Genomic DNA, 21,574 nt, shown 5'->3' with positions numbered 1-21,574 from the left:
AATTCTTGCTCGGTGAGCACCACCGAACGCACCCGCGCGCTGCGTCGACGCATGATCGTCGAGGCACGTCGGGCGACGGTCGAACACGGGCTGCACGGGTTCACGATCGAGCAGCTCTGCGAGACCGTGGGGGTGTCGCGCCGCACGTTCTTCAACCACTTCGGGTCGAAGGACGACGCCGTGCTCGGCATCGAGCTCAACGCCGACGTCGAGGCGATCGACGCCTACGCCGCGGGCGGGATCGTCCCCGGCGAACTCGACCCCCTCGGCTCGATCGTCGCGCTGGCGATCGACCAGTTCCACCGGGTCGGCATCGCCCGCGCCGACGAAGCCCTGGTCCGCCGGGTGTTCGAGCGGGAGCCGGCACTCGTCGCACGGTTCCTGTCGGCGACCGACGTGCAGCTCGCCCGGATCACCGTGGCCCTGCGGCGACGGTTCGGGTGGGACGACCCCGCCGACCGCCGACCGCGCCTGGTCACCGAGGCTGCGGCCGCCTTGATGAAGGCCACCGCGACCGAGTACTTCGACGACGCGTTCGACGAGGCCACCGGGCCGACGTTCGACGAGCTGCTCACCGAGAACCTCCGCCTGCTCAGGGCGGTCACCACGACCGAACGGGAACACACCACATGAGCGCCACCGCGCCGGGCACCACCAAGCGTGCCCGCCCAGGCTCCGACGGCCCGCTGCTCCTGACGCAGCGTCGCATCTGGATCATCTTCTCCGCCCTGATCGCGGGGATGCTGCTCTCCAGCCTCGACCAGACCATCGTCTCCACCGCGATGCCGACCATCGTCGGCGAACTCGGCGGCGTCGCGCACCAGGCCTGGCTGACGACGGGGTACCTGCTCGCCTCCACCATCGTGATGCCCGTCTACGGCAAGTTCGGCGACGTCCTCGGCCGACGCAACCTGTTCCTCATCGCGATCGCGCTGTTCACCATCGCGTCGGCCGGGTGTGCGTTCGCCACGGACTTCACGCAGCTCGTGGCGTTCCGCGCCATGCAGGGGCTCGGCGGCGGTGGCCTGATGATCCTGTCGCAGGCGATCATCGCGGACATCGTCCCGGCCTCGCAGCGCGGCAAGTACCTCGGCCCGCTCGGTGCGATCTTCGGCCTGTCCGCCATCGGTGGCCCGCTGCTCGGTGGCTTCTTCGTGGACCACCTCACCTGGAACTGGGCGTTCTACATCAACATCCCGGTCGGCATCGCGGCGTTCTTCGTGGCGTGGTTCGCGCTGACCCTGCCGAACAAGAAGGCGACGAAGCGCATCGACGTCCTCGGCGTGCTGTTCATGTCCGCCGCGACCACATGCCTGGTGTTCTTCTCGGAGTTCGGCGGCAGCAAGGACCACGGCTGGGACGCCCCCGAGACCTGGGCCTGGTTCGCCGGTCTCGTCGTCTCGGCAGCGCTCCTGGTGTTCGTCGAGTCCCGTGCCCAGGACCCGGTGCTCCCGCTGTCGTTCTTCCGCAACCGCACCTTCCTGCTGGCGACCGGCATCGGCCTCGTGCTCGGCATCGGCATGTTCGCCGCGATCGGCTTCGTCCCGACGTTCCTGCAGATGGCCTCGGGTACCTCGGCTGCGGTCTCCGGCCTGCTGATGCTGCCGATGATGGCCGGCCTGATCGGCACCTCGATCGCCTCGGGCGTCCTGATCACCAAGACCGGGCGCTACCGGATGTTCCCGATCGTCGGCACGGTCCTGGTGGCCATCGCGATGCTCGCGATGACCCAGCTGGCGGCGGACACCCCGATCTGGCTCATCTGCGCGTACCTGTTCGTCTTCGGTGCCGGGCTCGGCCTGATCATGCAGGTGGTCGTCCTCGTCGCGCAGAACGCCGTGCCCGCCGAGCAGGTCGGTACCGCCACGTCGACGAACAACTACTTCCGCGAGGTCGGCGCCTCGCTCGGCACGGCCGTCTTCGGCGCGCTCTTCACCGCGCGGCTCACGACGTCGCTGACCGACGTGTTCCGCGGTGCCGGTGGGTCGGCGACCGATGCGGCGTCGTCGGCGGGCAGCATCGACCCGTCGACCGTCGCCGGGTTGCCGCCGGCGGTGCAGGACGGCGTCGTGAACGCCTACGCCGACTCGCTCGCACCGGTGTTCTGGTACCTGCTGCCGTTCATCGCGGTGGCGTTCCTGCTCGCGCTCTTCCTGCCGCAGATCACGCTCTCCGACACGGCCGGCATGGTCGCCCGTGGCGAGGCCGTCGGCGGCGAGGAGGCCGACGAGCTCGAGCGCGCGCAGCGCGCGGCGCGTGCGGAGCACGCGGCGGCGGAGTCGGCGGACCGCACGCAGCAGTAGCCCGCCTCGCGAAAGCGACAGTTCTGCGCGGAATGTCCGCGGACATCTGTCGCTTTCGCGGTCCTGCCGGTCGGTGGGCGGCGAGATCTGTCGCCATGGCGGGGTGGTCGCGCCCGTCGCTCCCTGGAGGCGCGGTGCGGGCTGGCACCGGGCCTCCCGTCCGGCGCGTCTGCGCCCACGGCGCGTGGCCAGCCCGCCTCCTTCGCGAAAGCGACAGTTCTCCGCGGAACATCCGCGTCGAACTGTCGCTTTCGCGGACCTGCCGCCTCGGACGTGCGAGATGTGTCGCTTTCGCGGGCCCGGCTCGGGCGCTGGCGCGGCGCGCTACGCGCCGGTGCTCGCGCGCGGCACGAGCCGCGTCGGCAAGGCAGCGGGCTCGGCGGCCGTGCCGTCGAGCGTCGCGAGGAGCCGCAGCGCCGCAGCGCGACCGAGGTCGGCGCCGGGCAGCGCCACGCTCGTCAGGGCCGGCGCGGTGACCGACGACGACGGCAGGTCGTCGAAGCCCGCGACCGCGAGTGCTCCGGGGACGGCGATGCCGAGCGCACCGGCGACCCGCAGGACTCCGTAGGCCAGGGTGTCGGCTGCCGCGACGACGGCGGTGACGTCGTCGTCCTGCCAGGCCTCGATGACGTGCTCGGTGGCCGAGGCCGCGGCCTCCACGGTGAGGTCGGCGCGCGCGGTGACCTCGGAGACCGTGATGCCGGCGTCCGCGCAGGCCTGCTCGAACAGTTCGCGGCGCACGCCGAACGTGGCCGCCCGTGAGGTGCCGTCGAGGTAGCCCACGTGCCGGTGCCCCTGGTCGTGCAGGTGGGCGACGAGGTCGTGCACGCCGGTGGAGAGGTCGTAGTTGACCGCCTCGGGCCCACCGGGGGCGTCGAGCAGCACCACGGGGACGCTCGCCGACATCGGCTCGTCGGCGGCCGGTGCGTCGACCAGGATGCCGGCTGGCCGGAGCCGTTCGAAGCGCCGGACGTCGGCCGCGACCGGCTGTGCACCCCGCTCGGTGACGGAGAGCACGAGTTGGAACCGGTCGCCCAGGGTGTCGCGGACGCCACGGATGACCTCGGCGAAGAACGGGTTCGACAGGTCGGGGGCGATGAACACGACGAGGTCGCCGCTGCCGCGCGCCAGTGAGCTCGCCGCGTGGTCGACGACGTAGCCGAGGTCGTCCACGGCGTCGCGGACCCGTGCGGCGATGGGTGCTGAGACCCGCCCGCGGTCCTTGCCGTTCACGACGAGGGAGACCGTGGCGATGCTCGTGCCCGCACGCTCGGCCACCATCGCAGCGGTCACACGACGGCTCGGGGCGGCGGGGGAGGGCACTCGTCGATGCTAGCGAGCGCGGTCGTCGAACTTGACGTCAAGCGTTTGACGTGTTTCGATGTCAAACGCTTGACGCGCCGCGTCGCCAGCACTCTGCCGGCCCGTGGATCCCCACCACGTCGAGCACTCACCTCGATTCCCCGAAGAAGTGGAGCGCCCAGCGTGCCCGATGCGACCCAGCCCGCCGCGAAGATCATCCTCGACTGCGACCCCGGCCACGACGACGCCGTGGCGCTCCTGCTCGCCCACGGCAGCCCCGCCATCGACCTGCTCGCGGTGACCACCGTCGTCGGCAACCAGACCCTGCCGAAGGTCACCCGCAACGCCCTGGCCGTCGCGCGCATCGCCGGCATCACCGGGGTGCCGTTCGCCGCCGGAGCCGCCCGCCCGCTGCTGCGCCAGATCGAGGTCGCACCGGACATCCACGGTGAGAGCGGCCTGGACGGCCCGATGCTCCCCGAGCCGTCGTTCGACCTCGACGAGCGCCACGCCGTCGACCTGATCATCGACACCGTGATGGCCCACGAGCCCGGCACGGTCACCCTCGTGCCGACCGGCGGCCTGACGAACATCGCCCTCGCCGCCCGGAAGGAGCCCCGCATCGTCGAGCGCGTCAAGCAGGTCGTGCTCATGGGTGGCGGCGTGCACGTCGGCAACTGGAGCCCGGTCGCCGAGTTCAACATCGTCATCGACCCCGAGGCCGCGGCCATCGTGTTCGAGGCCGGCTGGGACGTCGTGATGGTCGGCCTCGACCTGACGCACCAGGCCCTCGCCACCCCCGAGGTCGCCGCGCGCATCGCCGGCGTCGGCACCGCCCCCGCCGCGTTCGTCGGCGAGCTGCTCGACTTCTTCGGCCAGACCTACAAGGACGCCCAGGGCTTCGACGCCCCGCCCGTCCACGACCCCTGCGCCGTCGCGTACGTGATCGACCCCACGATCGTCCGCGCCGTGAAGGTCCCGATCCACATCGAGACCCAGGGCGCGCTGACCCTCGGCATGACCGTCGCCGACTTCCGCGCCCCCGCGCCCGAGGACTGCCGCACGAGCGCCGCGATGGAGCTCGACCACGGCCGGTTCTGGGACCTCGTCGTCGACGCCCTCGAGCGCATCGGCGAGACGGCCGACACCGGGTGGACCCCACGTGCCGCCGCCGACGCCGTCGAAGCCGGCATCACCACGACCCCGGAGCACTGAACCCCATGACCACCACCTCGACGAAGAAGTCGATCGGCGCCCTCACCGCCGCGCTCCTCGCCGCGTGCATCGCGTTCCAGCTGAACGCGAGCATGCTCAGCCCCGCCCTCGTCACGATGGCGCGCGAGCTCAACACCGACGACGCCACGATCGGGCTGTCGCAGACCCTGTACTTCACGCTCGCGGCGCTGTTCTCGCTGTTCCTGCCGCGGCTGTCCGACATCGTCGGCCGCAAGCGCGTGCTGATCGGCATGCTCGCCGTGATGCTCGTCGGCAGCATCGTCGCCGCGCTCGCGGTGAACGTGCCGATGCTGTTCGCCGGTCGCATCATCCAGGGCGTCACCGGTCCGGTCGTCCCGATCTGCCTGCTCGTCCTGCGCAACGAGATCAGCGACCCGAAGCGCTACGGCGCCGCCCTCGGGCTGCTCACCGCGGTGAACGGCGGCATCGCGGGTGTCGACGCCCTGGCCGGCGGCTGGATCGCGACGAACTTCGGGTTCCGCGGGATCTTCTGGGTCATCGCCGTCGTCACCGTCCTCGCCCTGTTCCTGGTCGCCGTCTGGGGTGTCGAGTCGAAGCCCTCGGCCGGCACCCGGATGGACTGGATCGGCGTCGTGCCCCTCGTGGTGAGCGTCGGTGCGCTGCTCACGGCGTTCAACGAGGCCGGCAAGCTCGGCGCGGCGAACCCCGTGCTCGTGGTCGGTGGCGTCGTGGTCGCGCTCGTCGCCTTCGCCGTGTTCTGGGCCGTCGAGTCGCGGGTGCGGGAACCCCTGGTCGAGACCCGGTTCCTGAAGCGCCGCGCGACCTGGGCGCTCCTCGCCACGACGTTCCTGACGATGACGGGCGTGTTCGCCGTCGTCAACGGTCTGGTCACGTCGCTCGCGCAGAACGGGGACGCCGGCTTCGGGATGGAGGCCGACCTGGCCTCGCTCGTGTTCCTCACCCCGTACGCGCTGGTCGGCTGGATCGTCGGACCCTTCGCCGGACGCCTCGCCCCGACCATCGGGTACCGCGCGGTCCTGCGCTTCGGACTCATCGGCAGCATCGTCTCGACGGTCCTGATGGCGCTCGTCGGCGTGCACTCGCTGCCGGTGCTGGTCACCGCGACGGTGCTGATCGGCATCACCTACGCCGGCATCGCGAACATCATCCTGAACGGCCTGGGCATCGTGCTGTCGCCGGAGTCGAACCCCGGGTTCCTGCCCGGGCTGAACGCCGGTGCGTTCAACCTCGGCGCCGGGGTCAGCTTTGCGGTCCTGCCCGCGCTGCAGATCGCGCTCGGCGTCGGCGGTTCCGCGGGCACCGCCGGGTACTCCGGTGGCATGCTGCTCGGGGCCGCGATCACGACCGTCGCACTCGCGATCTCGTTCCTCATCCCCCGTCCGGAGGGTGCCGAGACCACGTCCGTCGCCCCGCAGAAGGAGACCGTCCGTTGACCGAGAGCATCGTCGTCGTCGGGTCGCTCAACGCGGACCTGGTGGTCCGCACCGCGCGCTTCCCCCAGCCCGGTGAGACCCTCCAGGGCTCCGACCTCGCGATCCTGCCCGGGGGCAAGTCCGCCAACCAGGCGGTGGCTGCCGGGAGGCTCGGGGGCACGGTGCGCATGATCGGTGCGGTCGGCGACGACGGGAACGGTGCGCTGCTCCGCGACTCCGTCGCGGCTGCGGGGGTCGACACGACGGACGTCGCCGTCCGGGAGGGCGTCGCGACCGGCACCGCCGTCATCACGGTCGACGCCGCAGGCGAGAACACCATCGTGATCTCCGCCGGGGCGAACGGCACGCTGACGCCGGACGACGTGCCGACCGACGTCTTCGCCGGCGCCGCGGTGCTGGGGCTCTGCCTCGAGGTGTCGATCGACGTCGTCCTCGCCGCCGCCCGGGCCGCGCACGCTGCCGGGGTCACGGTGCTCACGAACCTGTCGCCGTTCGGCGCCGTGCCGGCCGAGCTCCTCGAGCTGACCGACGTCCTGCTGGTGAACGAGCACGAGGCCGCGGCGCTCGGGGACCACGGCGTCGCGCGGTCGATCGTCACCCGCGGTGGTGCCGGCTGCGTCGTGTACGACGGGGACGCCGAGCCGGTGCCGATCGACGCCGTGCGGGTCGAGCCGGTGGACACCACGGGCTGCGGTGACGCCTTCATGGGTGCGGTGGCGCTGCGTCTGGCCGCGGGCGACACTCTCGTCGACGCCGCTCGGTTCGCGGTGGGGGTCGGGGCGTACGCCGCGACCAAGCCGGGCGCACAGGCCTCGTACCCGACCGCCGCCGAGCTGGAGGCGTTCCTGCGGGCGTAGGGCGGGCCTCCAGGCCGTTAGCGTTGTCCCCATGCGCGTGGGAGTCCTCGACATCGGGTCCAACACCGGCCACCTGCTCGTGGTGGACGCCCACGGCGGCGCCGCGCCGCTGCCGGCGTCCTCGTTCAAGCAGCCGCTGCGGCTGGCCGAGCACCTGGACGACTCGGGCGCGGTGACCCAGCAGGGGATCGATGCCCTGACCACCTTCGTCGCCGACGCCGTCCGCGTCGCCGAGGAGCGCGGTTGCGAGGACATGCTCGCGTTCGCCACCTCGGCGGTGCGCGACGCCGGCAACTCCGAGGCCGTGCTCGCCCACGTCGAGGCCTCCACCGGGGTCGAACTGGCAGTCCTGTCCGGCTCCGACGAGGCCCGGCTGACGTTCCTGGCCGTGCGCCGCTGGTTCGGCTGGTCCGCCGGTCGCCTGGCGGTCTTCGACATCGGCGGTGGCTCGCTCGAGATCGCTGGTGGTGCCGATGAGGCACCCGACGTCGCGTGGTCGATGCCGATCGGCGCCGCACGCCTGGCGCGCTCCTACTTCGCCGCCGGTACCCCGACGGAGGACGACGTCCGCCGCATCCGGCACGAGATCCGTGTGGAGATCGCCCGGGACGCCGGACGGCTGCTCCGTTCGGGGCGTTCGGACCGGGCCGTGGCGACATCGAAGACGTTCCGGTCGATCGCCCGCATCTGCGGTGCCGCCCCGTCGGCCGCCGGGCCCCTGGTGCCGCGCGCGCTCGACGGCGCGGTGCTGCGGCAGCGTCTGCCGGAGCTGCTGACGATGTCGGTCGAGGAGCTCGCGGCGCTGCCCGGCGTCTCACCGAGCCGGGCGCACCAGGTCGTGCCGGGCGCGCTCGTCGCCGAGGCGTGCCTGGACATCTTCGACCTGCCGGCGCTGGAGATCTGCCCGTGGGCGCTCCGCGAGGGCGTGATCCTCGAGCGGCTCGACCAGCTGTCGGTGCTGGGCAATTCCCAGTAGTGACCGTTATGGTCAGTACATGACCAGATCGGACACTCCCCGCGCGCTCGTCCCCGGCGCACTCTGGACGGTCGCGGGAGTCGGATGGCTCGTCGGCGAAGCCGTCTCGGCGTTGGCGTTCCCCGGCTACAGCTACGCGACGAACTACATCTCCGACCTCGGGGTCCCCGACGTCGGCACGTTCCAGGGGCGGTCGATCGACTCACCGCTGCACGTGCTCATGAACACGACGTTCATCGGGCAGGGCGTCCTGTTCGGGATCGCAGCGGTGCTCGCCGCCGTGGTGTTCCGCGCCGCGTCCCGCCGTGCCCGGGTGGCGACCGCGGTCCTCGCCGTGGTCCACCTGGTCGGGATGGTCCTGGTCGGCTCGTTCCACGGCAGCCAGACGAGCACCGACGGCGGCACCATCGTGTTCCACGTGCTCGGCGCCGCGGCAGCGATCACGACCGGCAACCTCGTGGCCATCACTGCCGGCATCGGGTCCGGGGCGCTGCGGGCACCGGCGGCCTACCGGATCGCGAGCGTCGTGCTCGGGATCGTCGGCCTCGTCTCCCTCGTGATGCTCGTCGTGGACTCGTCGTCGACGGTGATCGAGGTGCTCCCCGACGGCGTGTGGGAGCGTGCGTCCGTGTACACGATCGTCGCGTGGGAGCTCCTGACCGGGATCGCCCTGCTGGTCGCAGGGTCGCGGCGCCTGCGGACGGCGCGGGCTTCGGCGGTCGGCGCGTGACCCGCCCTGCGCGCCGTGCTCGGCCCTCCGCCGAGGAGATCAACGGGGGCGTCCTGGACATCACCGCCGGACTCATCGCCCGACGCGGCATCAAGGACACCGCCGTGCAGGCCGTCGCCGACCAGGCCGGCTACTCGAAGGCGGGCATCCTCGCCCGGTTCACGAGCAAGGAGCTGCTCGTCGAAGCCGCGCTCGCGCAGTGCACCGCGCAGACCGAGGCGATCCGGGCAGCTGCCACCGCCGCCCCCGTGGGGGAGACCCGCGACGCCGCGGCGCTCGCAGGCATCGCCGACCTCGCCCTCGTCCGGCCGGGGTGGGCTGAGCTCGCGCTCGCGGCGTTCACCCTGCGACGCGGGGACGACGTCGGCGTCCGGCTCGAACCGGTCGCAGCGACGCTCCTCGACGTGTTCGGCATCGACATGGCGGACGCCACGGCCACCCCGCTCGGCCGGCGGGCACGGGTCTCCGGGGCGTTCGGTGCGATCGTGATGCTCGCGCTGACGTACGAGACCGAGGCTTCCGCGGCGGAGGCCCGGCCGCACATGCTGCAGATCGGATGGGACGCCCTCGGCCACGACGGGCCCGTGCCGCTCGGGGCCGTCGGCTAGGCCCGCTCGGACCTCGGCGGTGCGAGCAGCCACGGACGGATCAGCTTCGTCACGAACGGCAGCACCCAGAACGTCATGATCGGCGTGAGCACGACGGTCGTGATGAGCACCCGGGGCAGGATCGCGACGTGCGCGAACGCGGGGACGAGCCAGGCCATCAGGTACGTGAACGCGAGGTTCACCGGGAAGAAGCCGAGCCAGATGCTCACGGACTGTTTCCACCGCGGGGGAGCGCTCGAGGCCGGGGCGTCCTGCGGGACGTCGAACCACCCCTCGATGCCGGTGCGCTTCTCGACGCGGGACTCCACCACCAGGTCACGGCCGAGGTCGAGCCAGCGCAGCCGGTCGTCGGAGTTCTCCCACGTCGCCAGGGAGTCGTGGTCGGCGAACCGGTAGAGCATGTGCCACTCGCGGGACTGCGCGGTGGAACGCACCCACCCCGAGCCGAGGAAGCCGGGGTAGCGGTTCGCCAGGTTCACCCCGGACTGCACCCAGCGGGTGACCTCGGGGATGCGATCGGGTTCGACCAGGCGGGTGACGGAGACGGTGACGGGCGGGCCTGCGGTCTCGGATGACGACTGCAGGCTCCCAGGCTCTTGTGGAGTCATCCGACCAGTGTCGCGGACCCGTGTTTCCGGCTCGTGACACGTGCCTCGCGCGCCGGCTGAACGGATCCGCGTCGTCCTTCGACCACCGTCCCAGGCGGGTGCAAGACGATCATCTGGCGAACGCACCACCGAGAGGACCCCGATGCCCCACCCCGAGCCCACCACCACCCTCATCGCCACCGTCGACGGGCCCGACGGCGGCACGTACGAGGTGCGGCGGCTGACGCTCCCGGTGGGTGCGTCGACCGGCTGGCACCAGCACGACGCACGCCAGACGGGTCTCGTGGTGCGCGGTGCGCTGACGCACGTCACCGAAGAGGCGACTCGGGTCGTCGGGCCGGGGCGGGCCCTGGTCGAGGAGCCGCGCATCGTGCACGACGGCCGCAGCACCGGCACGGAGGACGCCGAGCTGCTCTACGTCGCCCACCTGCCGGCAGGTGCAGCGGCGTCGACCCCGGGCGAGGCGCCACCGAGCGAGGGGCCGGCCCGCAGCGCGCTCGTGACGGTCCCGCTGGGCCGGCCGCAGTTCGTGCACGCCCTGCGCTACACCGCGATGTACGCACCGAAGCCCTTCGCCGAGGCCCTGCTCGTCTACCGGGACAACGGCACGTACACGATCCTGTCCCCGGGGGAGGACCACCACGGCTGCTACGTCTCGGCGACGGACCCCGCCGAGGGGATGCGGCACGTCGCGTTCATGTCGTGGCCGTCCGCGGACTGGGGCCGGAACATCGCATCGCACACCCTGACCTTCGAGGCGGCGAGCGGCGCGTTCACCCAGGAGCTCCGGTTGCCGGGTGACCCGGTCCCGCGGGCGCAGTACGGGTACGCGGTGCCCGTCGAGGACCCGGAGTCGATCGACACCGGCGCCGGGTGGGCGGCGCTCCGCCAGCAGTACGCCGGGGTGTTCACCACGCTCGAGCGCCTGGCGCGCGGCGGGTCGACCGCGGCCTGAGCCGTCAGCTCGCCTGCTTCTTGGCGGCGGGCTTCTTGGCCGGGGCCTTCTTCGCCGGTGCCTTCTTCGGCGCCGACTTCGCGGGGGCCTTCTCGGCCGTGCTCTCGGCAGCCTTCTTCGCGGGCGCCTTCTTCGCCGGCGCCTTCCTGCCGGAGCCGGACGTGCCGGAGCCGGACGTGCCCGAGCCGGAACCGGACGACGACCGTGACGTCGACGACGAACGCGACCCCGAGCCTCCTGTCCGCTTCTTGTCGACGGACGCACGCAGGGCGGCCATCAGGTCGAGCACGTCACCGCCCTCGTCGTCGTCGTCCTCGTCGTCCTGCGCGCCGAAGGTCTTCTCGGTGTCGATGTCGTCGCCCGCCTCGAGCTTGGCGTCGATCAGCTGCTGCAGTTCCTCCTGGTAGGAGTCGGTGTAGCGGTCGGGGTCGAAGTCGGTGGACATGCTCTCGACGAGCGAGGACGACATCTTCAGCTCGTTGGCGCTGACCTTCACCGTCGTGTCGAGCGTCTTGAAGTCCGCGGCGCGGACCTCGTCGCCCCAGAGCAGCCCCTGCAGCAGGATGACCTCGTCGTGCACCCGGAGCACCCCGAGCCGGGTCTTCTGCCGCAGGGTGAACTGCACGATCGCCAGGCGGTCGGTCTTCGCCAGGGTCTCGCGCAGCAGCACGTACGCCTTCGGCGAGCGCGAGTCGGGCTCCAGGTAGTAGGTCTTCTCGAACATCATCGGGTCGACCTGCTCGACGGGGACGAACTCGAGCACCTCGACCTCGTGCGACTGCTCCTCGGGGAGCTGCTTGAAGTCGTCCGCGGTGAGCACCACGGTCTTGTCGCCGTCGTCGTAGGCGCGTTGGATGTCCGCGTACTCGACCTCGTGGCCGAACTCGCACACCCGCTTGTACCGGATGCGGCCCTTGTCGTCGTCGTGGACCTGGTGCAGGGACACGTCGTGCGTCTCGGTGGCCGCGTAGACCTTGATGGGCACGTTGACGAGCCCGAACGCGATGGAGCCCTTCCAGATCGACCTCATGCGCACATGATGCCCGCCCGCACGCGTGCGTGCCCGGAGCCGACGGTTCCTCCACAGGTCCGCCGTCCGGGGGATCGTTCCACGGATGTCCGGTTCGCTGGACCGCCGCGAGGCCGGCGCGAGCACGATGGGCCCATGAGCCAGCTCGACAAGCAGGACCCGCGCGACCAGTTCCCCCGTCCGCCGTTCCCCGCGCAGACCCAGCAGGGGTCCGGGCTGGCGAGTGCGATGGACCCCGCCCCGGACCACGGCGAGACGAGCTACCTGGGCACCGGGCGGATGCGCGGGTACCGGGTGCTCGTCACGGGCGCGGACTCCGGCATCGGGCGCGCTGCGGCGATCGCGATGGCGAAGGAAGGGGCCGACGTCGCCCTGAACGCCCTGCCCGAGGAACGCGAGGACCTCGAACAGGTCCGCGACGTCATCGGTGACCTCGGGCGCAAGGCCGTGCTGCTGCCCGGCGACCTGACGGACGAGGCATTCTGCGACGTCCTGGTGCAGGACGCCGTCAGCGAGCTCGGTGGCCTGGACGCGCTCGTGCTGGTCGCGGGCCACCAGCAGGTGCACGAGGACGTCACCGTGCAGAGCACCGAGGACTTCGACCGCACGATGAAGGTCAACCTGTACTCGCTGTTCTGGCTCGTCCGCGCTGCCGTCCCGCACATGGCGCCGGGCAGCTCGATCGTCACGACCAGCTCGGTGTCCGCGTACCAGCCGCAGGACCGCATGATCGACTACGCCGCGACGAAGGCCGGGATCATCACCTACACGAACGGGCTCGCGCGGCAGCTCGCCAGCAAGGGCATCCGGGCCAACACGGTGGTGCCCGGGCCGGTGTGGACGCCCCTGCAGCCGATCAGCTACCCGGGCGACGAGATCGCGGCGTACGGCCAGGACACCCCGTTCGGTCGTCCCGCCCAACCCGTCGAGCTCGGCAGCGCCTACGTCTACCTGGCCGGGCCCGAGTCGTCGTACACGTCCGGCACGACCCTGACGGTGGCGGGAGCGACCGGGGTGGCGCTGTGAGTCCCGCCTCGCGCAAGACCGTCGTCCTGGTCGGGGACCGTCGGCTCGCGCTCACGAACACCGACAAGGTGCTCTACCCCGAGACCGGCACCACGAAGGGTCGGGTGATCGAGTACTACGAGCGGGTCGCGCCGTGGATGATCCCGCACGTCAAGGACCGCCCGGTGACCCGGAAGCGCTGGGCCAACGGTGTCGAGGGCAAGGTCTTCTTCGAGAAGAACCTGCCCGACTCGGCCCCCGACTGGGTGCGGCACCACACCATCCACCACTCGGAGCACGACAACGAGTACCCGATCGTCGACGACCTGCCGACCCTGGTGTGGATGGCGCAGCAGGCCGCGCTCGAACTGCACGTCCCGCAGTGGCGGTTCGGCCCACGCGGCGCGCAGCAGAACCCGGACCGGCTCGTCCTCGACCTCGACCCGGGCGAGGGCGTGGGGCTGCCCGAGTGCGTCGAGGTCGCCGTGGCCGCGCGCGAGATCCTGCACGGCATGGGGCTCGACCCGTACCCGGTGACGTCCGGCTCCAAGGGCATCCACCTGTACGCGGCCCTCGACGGCAAGGCGACGACGGCGCAGGTCTCCGACGTCGCCCACGAGCTGGCCAAGGCCCTCGAGACGGACCTGCCGGACCTGGTGCTGTCGTCGATGAGCCGTGCCGAGCGGAAGGGCAAGGTCTTCGTCGACTGGTCGCAGAACAACGGCAACAAGACGACCATCGCCCCGTACTCGCTGCGCGGCCGCGAGCGGCCGACGGTCGCGGCGCCCCGCACCTGGAAGGAACTCGAGGAACGCGGGCTCGCGCAGCTCACGTTGGACGAGGTCCTCGAACGCCTGGAGGCCCGTGGGGACTTCCTGCACCCGGTCGCCTCCGCCTCGCTGGCCGTCGGGCGCGACGACCACGGTCACTGGGACAGCGACCGGACCGAGCGCGCGAACGACGCCGAGCAGCCCGCACGTGACCGGCTCGCCGCCTACCGGGCGAAGCGGGACGCCTCGAAGACGCCGGAGCCCGTGCCCGAGGGAGCGCCCACCGTGCGGAAGGACGGCACACCGACCTTCGTCATCCAGGAGCACCACGCCACCCGCGACCACTACGACTTCCGGCTCGAGCACGACGGGGTGCTGGTGAGCTGGGCCCTGCCGAAGGGCGAGCCGACCGACCCGGGCAAGAACCACCTGGCCGTGCAGACCGAGGACCACCCGCTCGAGTACGGGTCGTTCGAGGGCACGATCCCGAAGGACGAGTACGGCGGCGGCACGGTCACGATCTGGGACGACGGCACCTACGAGCTCGAGAAGTGGCGCGAGGGGCAGGAGGTCATCGTCACCCTGCACGGTCGGGCCGGCGGCGCTCGCCGTCTCGCGCTGTTGCACACCCGCGGCCGTGCCGGCGGGGACGAGAAGAACTGGCTCATCCACCGCACGAAGGAGCAACCCGAACGGCTGGCGGACGGCAGCGGCTCTGCCGGGCCGACGGCGGCGCGACGGTCGGACCGGCCGTCGGACGGGCACGGCGATGCGCAGCGCACCGGGCAGCGACGGATCAGCGGGGCCGCGGACGCTGAGACCCCGCCGTCGGAGCGCCGGACGATGCAGGCGACCCTGGCCAAGGGGGAGCCCCGGCTGGACCCGGCCGACTGGGCCTTCGAGATGAAGTGGGACGGGGTGCGCGCGCTGGCCACGGTCCGTGACGGGTCGGTGACCCTGCGCAGTCGCAACGACAACGACCTGACGGCCCAGTACCCCGAGCTGCAGGAACTGGGCGAGCGGGCCGGCGTGGACGGCGTGTTCGACGGTGAGATCGTGGCCGTCGACGATCGTGGCCGACCATCGTTCCAGCTGCTCCAGAACCGCATGGGCCTGACGAAGGCGCGCGAGGTCCGGAGCGCGCAGGAGACGACGCCCGTGCGGTTCCTGCTGTTCGACGTGCTCGAGGCGGACGGGCACGAGCTCACGCGGCTCGGCTACGACGCCCGGCGGCAGGCACTCGAGACGGTCGTGGAGCCGGGCGGCGCGATCGACGTGCCGCCGGCGGTGCAGGGCGACCTCGACGCGGTGTTGGCCGCATCGCGCGAGCAGGGCCTCGAGGGCGTGGTCGCGAAGAAGCGGTCGTCGAAGTACGCCGAGGGTCGGCGGTCCGAGGCCTGGCTGAAGCTCAAGCACCACGCCACGCAGGAAGTCGTCGTCGGCGGGTGGAAACCGGGCAGCGGTCGGCGTGCCGGCGGGATCGGGTCGCTGTTGCTCGGGGTGCCCGGCCCCGACGGGCTGGAGTACGTCGGCAAGGTCGGCACCGGGTTCCGTGACCGTGACCTCGACGAGATCGCCGGTGTCCTCGCACCGCTGGAACGGAAGACCCCGCCGTTCGTCGACGTCCCACGACCCGACGCGCGGGATGCGCACTGGGTCACGCCGAAGCGCGTCGGTGAGGTCGAGTTCGCCGAGTGGACCGGCGACGGACGGCTCCGGCAGCCGTCGTGGCGCGGGTGGCGCGTGGACAAGGACCCGGACGACGTCGTGCGGGAGACCTGACCCGCGCTCCGGCCTCGGCTCCACATGCGTGCGCATGGGGTGCGCCGCTGGCGAACATCCGTCCCCCGTACCGAGGCTGCGCGGGGGACAGTATCGGCACCGCTGGCCACGATCGGCCATCGGCTGTTACGTTCGCCGGGACGAAGGGGGCTTCGAAGATGAACTCGAGCAAGTACCTGCCGCCCTACACGGCCGCAGAACGCGTCGCGATCACGGGGGACGACCTGTCGCAGCGGAACGTCGAACCGGGCAGCGGCGCCACGGAGACCGAGGTCCGGTACGCGGACTTCCTCGCTGACGAGGACGACGACTGACCGGGGCGGTCTGAGCGGCTGACCGCCCGGCGGGCGGGACAGACCCGACGGCCCGCACGCTGGATCAGGGAGCGCACGGACCGTCGCCGGGGCACGTGACCAGTCGGTTCAGGGAGACCGACCACGAGGCCCCGCACCAGGCTCGCCGAAGCGCGACCGGTGGCTCCACTGGTGAGACGTGCCGAGTGACGGGATCGTCACACGAGCGGCAAGAAGAATCGCCGGGCGACCTCGATGGTCGCCCGGCGATCTCGTCTGTCCGGGGGGATCCTGTCGGATCAGGACGGGGTCAGGCCGCGGGTGCAGGGCCGTCGGAGGGCACCGCGTGGTCGGCCACGGGCGCGTCTTCCTCGATGAGCTCGTCCTCTTCCGGCTCGACCACCTCGGCCGCGGCGGCCTTGGCCTCGTCGATGGACTCCTGGGAACGGCGGAGCAGGTCGTCGTCGTGTGCTGCCTGATCGGTCATGCCCAGCAACCTACGCGGGCGTCCCTGTGTCAGCGTCCCGACGGCGGGCTCCGTGCGTCGGGTCGTGCCGGCCGGTGTGCGGTGGCTCGAAGTCCACCGCGGACGTCGGTGCCGGCGTCGAGGGCATCGCCGGGGCGGCCGGGGAGCCGAACGCGTCGGCGGCGTCGAGCACCGCACGGGTGGCGGCCACGGCCGTCCGGAGCGCATCGCGGACGGGCATCGCCCGGTGCGCGGGGGTCCGGACCTCGACGCCCCACGGCTCGGCGAACCCGAGCTCGCGCACGGTCCGCACGAAGCCGGGCAGGTCCCACGCTCCGGCACCGGGCAGGTACCGTGCCGTCCGGGACTCCTCGGCGAGGGTCATCCCGCTCGGGGTGTGCAGCAGTCCGTCGCTCAGCTCGACGGCTGCGAGGACCCCCGGTGCGACGCCCTGCCGGATCGACGCGAGGGTGGAACCGCCGCGGAGCGCGTGCATGGCGTCGATGAGCAGGCCGCCGTTCGGGTGTCCGGCGGCGGCGACGAAGCGTGCGGCCCGTTCGATCGTTGGCAGGTTCGACCACGGTTCCGGTTCGAGCACGAGCTGCGCTCCGACCGCCTCGGCCTGGTCGGCGAGCACGACCCAGTCGTCGGCCATCGTCGCGGGAGAGGCTCCGGGCAACGAGGTGTCGGCGCGCGCCACCACCTGCCAGGCGCTCAGCGTCGCCGCTGCCTCGAGCACGACCCCGCGGTCGGCGTCCTCGTCCTGGGTGCGGCTCGTGCACGTCCACCACCGGTCGAGCGGTCCGAGCTGGACCCAGACGATGCCGGCGGCGTCGAGCATGCGCCGCAGTTCGGCGAAGCCCGTCGTCGCGCGGACCTCGTGCAGGTCGTCGAGGGACAGCGACAGGCCGGCGAACCCGGCGGCGCCGACGGCGTGCACGCGGTCGCGGATGCTCTCGTCGCCCGCCCACGTCCAGGACGTGGCGAGCAGGTCGTGTTCCAGCACGGTGGTACCTCCGGCAGTCCCGAGGTGTCCGCGTCGCCCCGTCGCGATGCGCCGCCCCGTGTCCGCCGCGGGCCCCACCCGCGACGATGCCCAAGACTTACCCGTGCTGCCTGCGAACGCTCCCAGCCCGTCGACACATCGCCGACACGTGCTTCAGGCGATCCGGGTCCGGACCTCGCCGACGCCGGCGATCGTGCCGACGAGCACGGCGCCGCGTTCGAGCACGCCGACACCGTCCGGAGTGCCGGTCATCACGAGGTCGCCGGGCGTGAGCGCCACGGACCGTGACAGCGCCGCGATCGTCTCGGCGACCGACCAGATCTGGTCGGCCAGGTCGCCCGACTGCCGGAGTTCCCCGTCCACCGTCAGCTCGATCGTGCCGCTGTTCGGGTCGACCTCGGCCGCCGGGGTGATCGCCCCGATCGGTGCCGAGGCGTCGAAGCCCTTGGCCGTGTCCCACGGCCGCCCGAGTCGTTTCGCCTCGGCCTGCAGGTCGCGACGGGTGAGGTCGATCCCGACGGCGTAGCCCCAGACGTGTGCGAGGGCGTCGGCGACGGCGATGTCCGTGCCGCCGGTGCCGATCGCGACGACGAGCTCGACCTCGTGCTCCAGTTGCTGCGTCAGCGGCGGGTACGGGGTGTCGGCCCCGTCGACCACGACCGCGTCTGCCGGCTTGGTGAAGAAGAACGGCGGCTCGCGGTCCGGGTCGTGGCCCATCTCGCGGGCGTGCGCGGCGTAGTTCCGGCCGACGCAGAACACCCGGCGGACGGGGAAACGCGCGCCCGTCGTCGTGGGCACGGTCGGGAGGCTCGGGGCCGGGATGACGAGTTCGGTCACGGTCCCAGCGTGGCAGGCTCGCAGGGCATCGGTTCAGCCCTCACCGAAGGACGCCTCGTACTTGAGCTTCCGCGCCCGGGCGCGCTCCTGGCGTTCGCGCCATTCGATGCGCGCCTGACGGAGCTCTTCCTCGGCGCCCTTCGCCCGCATCATGGGCCCGTAGTGCGGGTCCGCCAGCAGTGCGGGCGTCGTCAGTTCACGTCCGTCGAGCCAGCGCTTGAAGTCCTTGTCACTCAGCTTCGAGATCATCGTTCGCTCCTTCGATCGTCGCTGCGGTCAGGTCGTCGAGTGCCTGGCCGACCCAGCGGTCGTCCGCGGTCGTCCAACTGCAGGTCACCAGCGCAGCCGACATCACACCGGCGGCCGCGCTGTCCTTCGTCGTCCGAGGTCGCCCGGTCGGCGACCCACGACCAACGCTGCCACCACAGGTCGCGGTGCACCGAGAACTCTGCATTTCGCCGTCCTGCGCGCCCGTCGAGCACCGAGGCGACGAGCGCACCCAGCGCGACGGTCGCGCTCGTGACCGACACGAGCGCGCTGATCCAGCCGATGTCCATGCCGGAACCCTGACAGCACGGAACCGGCCACGCGGCGGGCGTGACCGGTCCTGTGGAGGGCGATCCGGGCCTCCAGGCATGTGGAGGAGTGCGTCAGTTGCCGGGCGCGGCCGCCTCGGTCTCGCCCGCACCCGGGTCGCCGCCGGTCCCGCCGCTGGCGGGCTCGTCCTGCGGCCAGCCCGCGAACTCCCAGCCCGCGAGGGACGGGTGGTCCTCACCCTTCGTGTACGCGAACGTCCGCGCGGCGTCACGCGCCTCGGACAGCTTCGTGAGCAGGTCGGCGTGCGCCTCGGCATCCACCCGCGTCAGGGCGTCGTGGGCCAGGGCGAAGCGGTCCATCTCGTTGCGCATGAGCATGTCGAACGGTGAGGTCGTCGTGCCCTGCTCGAGGAACCCGTGCACGTGCAGGTCGTCGTGCCCGTTCCGGCGGTACGTCAGCTGGTGCACGAGGGTCGGGTACCCGTGGAACGCGAAGACCGTGGGCGTGCCGGGCAGGAAGAGCGCGTCGTACTGCTCGTCCGGGATCGGGTGCTCGTGCTTGCGCGGGTCGCCGAGCGCGAGCAGGTCGACGACGTTGAGCACGCGGACCCCGACGCCGGGAGCGTGCTTCCGGATGATGTCGGTGGCGGCGATCGCCTCGACCGTGGGGACGTCACCGGCGCAGGCGAGCACGACGTCGACCTTCCCGACGGCCTGCTCGGTGCCGGCGAAGTCCCACACGCCGAGTCCGGCCTGCGCGTGCGCGACCGCGTCGTCGAGGGACAGGAAGACCGGCTCAGGGTGCTTGCCCGCGACGATCACCTCGATGCGGTCCGTGGTCTCCATCGCGTGCGCGGCGACGGCGAGCAGCGTGTTGGCGTCGGCCGGCAGCTTGATCCGGACGAGGTCCTGCTGCTTCGACGCGACGACGTCGAGGAACCCGGGGTCCTGGTGGGAGAACCCGTTGTGGTCCTGTCGCCAGACGTGCGACGAGAGCAGGAGCGACAGGTTGGACACCGGCACCCGCCAGTCGATGTCGGTCGAGGACTCCAGCCACTTGGCGTACTGCCCGACCATCGAGTCGATGATGTGGGCGAACGCCTCGTAGGTGTTGAGCATCCCGTGTCGACCGGACAGCACGTACCCCTCGAGCATCCCCTCCAGCAGGTGCTCGGACAGGACCTCGGTGACCCGTCCGCGTGCGGCGAGGTGCTCGTCGCCTGCGGCGCGCTGGGCTCGCCAGACGCGCGAGGTCACGTCGAAGATGGCGTCGAGCTTGTTCGAGATCGTCTCGTCCGGGCCGAACAGCCGGAAGGTCGAGGCGTTCTTCTCGATGAGTGCGGCGAGCCAGGGGCCGAGCGTGCCCGTGGCCGATGCCGTGGAACCGGCCTCGACCGCGTACGGCTCGAGCGGCGGCCGGTCGAGCGCGGTCCGCAGCCGACCGCCGTTGCCGTGCGGGGTGGCACTCATCCGCTCGTCACCGGTCGGACGGATCGTGGTCATGATGCCGACGGGGTGGCCGTCCTCGTCGAAGAGCTCCTCGGGGCGGTACGAGCGCATCCACTCCTCGAGCTGCGCACGGTGGCCGTCGTCCTCGCGCACTGCGGGCAGCGGCACCTGGTGCGCGCGGAAGGTCCCCTCGACCTGCTCGCCGTCGACCTCCTTCGGGCCGGTCCAGCCCTTCGGGGTGCGCAGCACGATCATCGGCCAGCGCGGACGCAGGTCCGCGGCGCCGGCGGGCTGCCCCGCGGCGGCACGGGCGGCCTGGGCGCGGGCAGCGGCCTGGATGTCGTCGATGCCGGCGAGGGCGCGTCGCAGGGCACCGTCGAACAGGGCGTGGACCGCGTACGGGTCGTCGTCGACGCGGCGGGAGTCGACCACGATCGGGTCGTAGCCGAGCCCGCGGAAGTACGCGGTGAGGTCCTCGTCGGGGATGCGGGCCAGGACGGTCGGGTTCGCGATCTTCCAGCCGTTGAGGTTGAGGATCGGCAGCACGGCGCCGTCGGAGACCGGGTCGAGGAACGTGTGCGCCTGCCACGAACCGGCGAGCGGACCGGTCTCGGCCTCACCGTCGCCGACCACGCACGCGACGACGAGGTCCGGGTTGTCGAGCGCCGCACCGTAGGCGTGCGACAGCGAGTAGCCGAGTTCACCGCCCTCGTTGATGGAGCCGGGGGTCTCCGGGGCGGCGTGCGAGGGGATGCCGCCGGGGAACGAGAACTGGCGGAAGAACCGCTGCAGGTCGACGTCCTGGTACAGCTCGTTCCACGTGCCGTCCAGCCAGGCGTTCGCGTTCATCGCCGGACCGCCGTGCCCCGGGCCGCAGATGTACAGGAACTCGCGCCCGGTCTCCGTGATCAGCGCGTTGCAGTGCGCGTAGACGAGGTTCAGCGCGGGGGAGGTGCCCCAGTGGCCGAGCAGCCGTGGCTTGACGTCGTCGGGTTCGATCGGCCGGCTGAGCAGCGGGTTGTCCAGCAGGTAGATCTGCCCGACCGTCAGGTAGTTCGCGGCGCGCCACCAGGCGTCGACCGCCCGGAGCCGGTCGGTGGTGGAGATGTGTGCTGGAGCCATGGGTACACGGTACGAAACACCGGGTTGCGGCACCTCAGGAAACTCGTCCCAAACCGTTCGGGCGGGGGCACCGAATGACTTGCACAGGGCAAAAGCCCAGGGCGCTCTCCGGTCACAGTTGGCCGGTACTCAGTGTGTGCACAGTGCACATTCGGCCACCGGCCGGAGCGCCTCCAGAGCAAAGGACTGATCACGATGCGTAAGAGCCTCAAGACCTCCATCACCCTCGCCACGACCGGCGCCCTCGTCCTCGGCGGTGCCGCGTTCGGGATCTCCTCCGCCCAGGCC

The 21,574-nt window shown here is 71.7% G+C and carries 20 protein-coding genes; 12 read left to right on the top strand and 8 right to left on the bottom strand.

All coding sequences use genetic code 11. From position 1 onward, the window contains the following. Nucleotides 1–12 precede the first annotated feature (12 nt). Nucleotides 13–633 (top strand): TetR/AcrR family transcriptional regulator, encoded by a 621-nt coding sequence (locus tag DEJ09_RS17080; protein WP_258367298.1) that lies wholly within the window; start codon nt 13–15, stop codon nt 631–633. After that, nucleotides 630–2,303, top strand: a complete 1,674-nt coding sequence (locus DEJ09_RS17075) for an MDR family MFS transporter (protein ID WP_111089365.1) — start codon at nt 630–632, stop codon at nt 2,301–2,303. The genes DEJ09_RS17080 and DEJ09_RS17075 overlap by 4 nt, the downstream gene beginning before the upstream one ends. Nucleotides 2,304–2,627: 324 nt before the next feature. Here DEJ09_RS17075 and DEJ09_RS17070 read toward each other — a convergent pair whose 3' ends face one another. Then, a complete protein-coding gene (locus DEJ09_RS17070) occupies nt 2,628–3,626 on the bottom strand; it encodes a LacI family DNA-binding transcriptional regulator (protein ID WP_258373941.1) in 999 nt (332 codons plus the stop codon). Between the two features lie 162 nt (nt 3,627–3,788). On the opposite strand from DEJ09_RS17070, the gene DEJ09_RS17065 reads away from it, so the two are divergent. The 6 genes from DEJ09_RS17065 to DEJ09_RS17040 are packed head-to-tail and all read left to right on the top strand — an operon-like array spanning nt 3,789 to nt 9,427. Then, entirely contained in the window at nt 3,789–4,820 is a 1,032-nt protein-coding gene (locus tag DEJ09_RS17065) for a nucleoside hydrolase (protein ID WP_111089364.1), read from the top strand. Nucleotides 4,821–4,825: 5 nt separating this feature from the next. Beyond that, nucleotides 4,826–6,256: an MFS transporter gene (locus DEJ09_RS17060; protein WP_111039774.1), complete on the top strand. Its 1,431-nt coding sequence runs from the start codon at nt 4,826–4,828 to the stop codon at nt 6,254–6,256. Further along, on the top strand, nt 6,253–7,113 hold the full coding sequence (locus tag DEJ09_RS17055) for a ribokinase (RefSeq protein WP_111089363.1): 861 nt from the start codon (nt 6,253–6,255) through the stop codon (nt 7,111–7,113). The genes DEJ09_RS17060 and DEJ09_RS17055 overlap by 4 nt, the downstream gene beginning before the upstream one ends. 31 nt (nt 7,114–7,144) lie before the next feature. Further along, entirely contained in the window at nt 7,145–8,089 is a 945-nt protein-coding gene (locus DEJ09_RS17050) for a Ppx/GppA phosphatase family protein (protein ID WP_111089362.1), read from the top strand. Between the two features lie 19 nt (nt 8,090–8,108). Next, entirely contained in the window at nt 8,109–8,819 is a 711-nt protein-coding gene (locus DEJ09_RS17045) for a DUF998 domain-containing protein (protein WP_111089361.1), read from the top strand. Next, the gene (locus DEJ09_RS17040) at nt 8,816–9,427 is read left to right on the top strand and encodes a TetR/AcrR family transcriptional regulator (protein WP_181433405.1); all 612 of its coding nucleotides are present in this window, start codon (nt 8,816–8,818) and stop codon (nt 9,425–9,427) included. Before DEJ09_RS17045 ends, DEJ09_RS17040 begins: the two co-directional genes overlap by 4 nt. On the opposite strand, the gene DEJ09_RS17035 is transcribed toward DEJ09_RS17040, so the two are convergent. Beyond that, a complete protein-coding gene (locus DEJ09_RS17035) occupies nt 9,424–10,035 on the bottom strand; it encodes an antibiotic biosynthesis monooxygenase (protein WP_111028615.1) in 612 nt (203 codons plus the stop codon). The two genes, DEJ09_RS17040 and DEJ09_RS17035, sit on opposite strands and share 4 nt — an antisense overlap. Nucleotides 10,036–10,177: 142 nt before the next feature. Here DEJ09_RS17035 and DEJ09_RS17030 point away from each other — a divergent pair, with 142 nt between their 5' ends. After that, nucleotides 10,178–10,990 (top strand): cupin domain-containing protein, encoded by an 813-nt coding sequence (locus tag DEJ09_RS17030; RefSeq protein ID WP_111089359.1) that lies wholly within the window; start codon nt 10,178–10,180, stop codon nt 10,988–10,990. Nucleotides 10,991–10,994: 4 nt separating this feature from the next. On the opposite strand, the gene DEJ09_RS17025 is transcribed toward DEJ09_RS17030, so the two are convergent. Beyond that, nucleotides 10,995–12,020, bottom strand: coding sequence for a Ku protein (locus tag DEJ09_RS17025; protein WP_111089358.1), 1,026 nt, complete (start codon nt 12,018–12,020; stop codon nt 10,995–10,997). 135 nt (nt 12,021–12,155) lie between these two features. Here DEJ09_RS17025 and DEJ09_RS17020 point away from each other — a divergent pair, with 135 nt between their 5' ends. The 3 genes from DEJ09_RS17020 (at nt 12,156) to DEJ09_RS18265 (ending at nt 15,891) form a co-directional block, all read left to right on the top strand. Continuing rightward, nucleotides 12,156–13,046: an SDR family oxidoreductase gene (locus DEJ09_RS17020; protein ID WP_111089357.1), complete on the top strand. Its 891-nt coding sequence runs from the start codon at nt 12,156–12,158 to the stop codon at nt 13,044–13,046. Beyond that, complete coding sequence (locus DEJ09_RS17015; protein ID WP_111089356.1) at nt 13,043–15,577, top strand: ATP-dependent DNA ligase; 2,535 nt, start codon at nt 13,043–13,045, stop codon at nt 15,575–15,577. Before DEJ09_RS17020 ends, DEJ09_RS17015 begins: the two co-directional genes overlap by 4 nt. Nucleotides 15,578–15,735: 158 nt before the next feature. Next, nucleotides 15,736–15,891 carry a hypothetical protein gene (locus DEJ09_RS18265; protein ID WP_181433404.1) on the top strand — a complete coding sequence of 52 codons (156 nt, stop codon included), beginning with the start codon at nt 15,736–15,738 and terminating at the stop codon, nt 15,889–15,891. Between the two features lie 289 nt (nt 15,892–16,180). On the opposite strand, the gene DEJ09_RS18260 is transcribed toward DEJ09_RS18265, so the two are convergent. The 5 genes from DEJ09_RS18260 to DEJ09_RS16995 all read right to left on the bottom strand — a co-directional run bounded on the left by DEJ09_RS18260 (nt 16,181) and on the right by DEJ09_RS16995 (nt 21,286). Beyond that, nucleotides 16,181–16,357 carry a hypothetical protein gene (locus tag DEJ09_RS18260; RefSeq protein WP_181433403.1) on the bottom strand — a complete coding sequence of 59 codons (177 nt, stop codon included), beginning with the start codon at nt 16,355–16,357 and terminating at the stop codon, nt 16,181–16,183. A gap of 10 nt (nt 16,358–16,367) precedes the next feature. Continuing rightward, nucleotides 16,368–17,342 carry a sugar phosphate isomerase/epimerase gene (locus DEJ09_RS17010; protein WP_181433402.1) on the bottom strand — a complete coding sequence of 325 codons (975 nt, stop codon included), beginning with the start codon at nt 17,340–17,342 and terminating at the stop codon, nt 16,368–16,370. Nucleotides 17,343–17,495: 153 nt separating this feature from the next. After that, nucleotides 17,496–18,179: a fumarylacetoacetate hydrolase family protein gene (locus DEJ09_RS17005; protein WP_111089354.1), complete on the bottom strand. Its 684-nt coding sequence runs from the start codon at nt 18,177–18,179 to the stop codon at nt 17,496–17,498. A gap of 33 nt (nt 18,180–18,212) precedes the next feature. Beyond that, nucleotides 18,213–18,428 (bottom strand): hypothetical protein, encoded by a 216-nt coding sequence (locus tag DEJ09_RS17000; protein WP_111089353.1) that lies wholly within the window; start codon nt 18,426–18,428, stop codon nt 18,213–18,215. A 401-nt stretch (nt 18,429–18,829) separates the two neighbouring features. Then, nucleotides 18,830–21,286: a phosphoketolase gene (locus DEJ09_RS16995; RefSeq protein ID WP_111089352.1), complete on the bottom strand. Its 2,457-nt coding sequence runs from the start codon at nt 21,284–21,286 to the stop codon at nt 18,830–18,832. Nucleotides 21,287–21,574: the final 288 nt, after the last annotated feature.

It is taken from the genome of Curtobacterium sp. MCLR17_055, assembly GCF_003234305.1.
In the GTDB taxonomy this organism is placed as follows: domain Bacteria; phylum Actinomycetota; class Actinomycetes; order Actinomycetales; family Microbacteriaceae; genus Curtobacterium; species Curtobacterium flaccumfaciens.
This window is presented reverse-complemented; position numbering and strand designations above follow the sequence as displayed.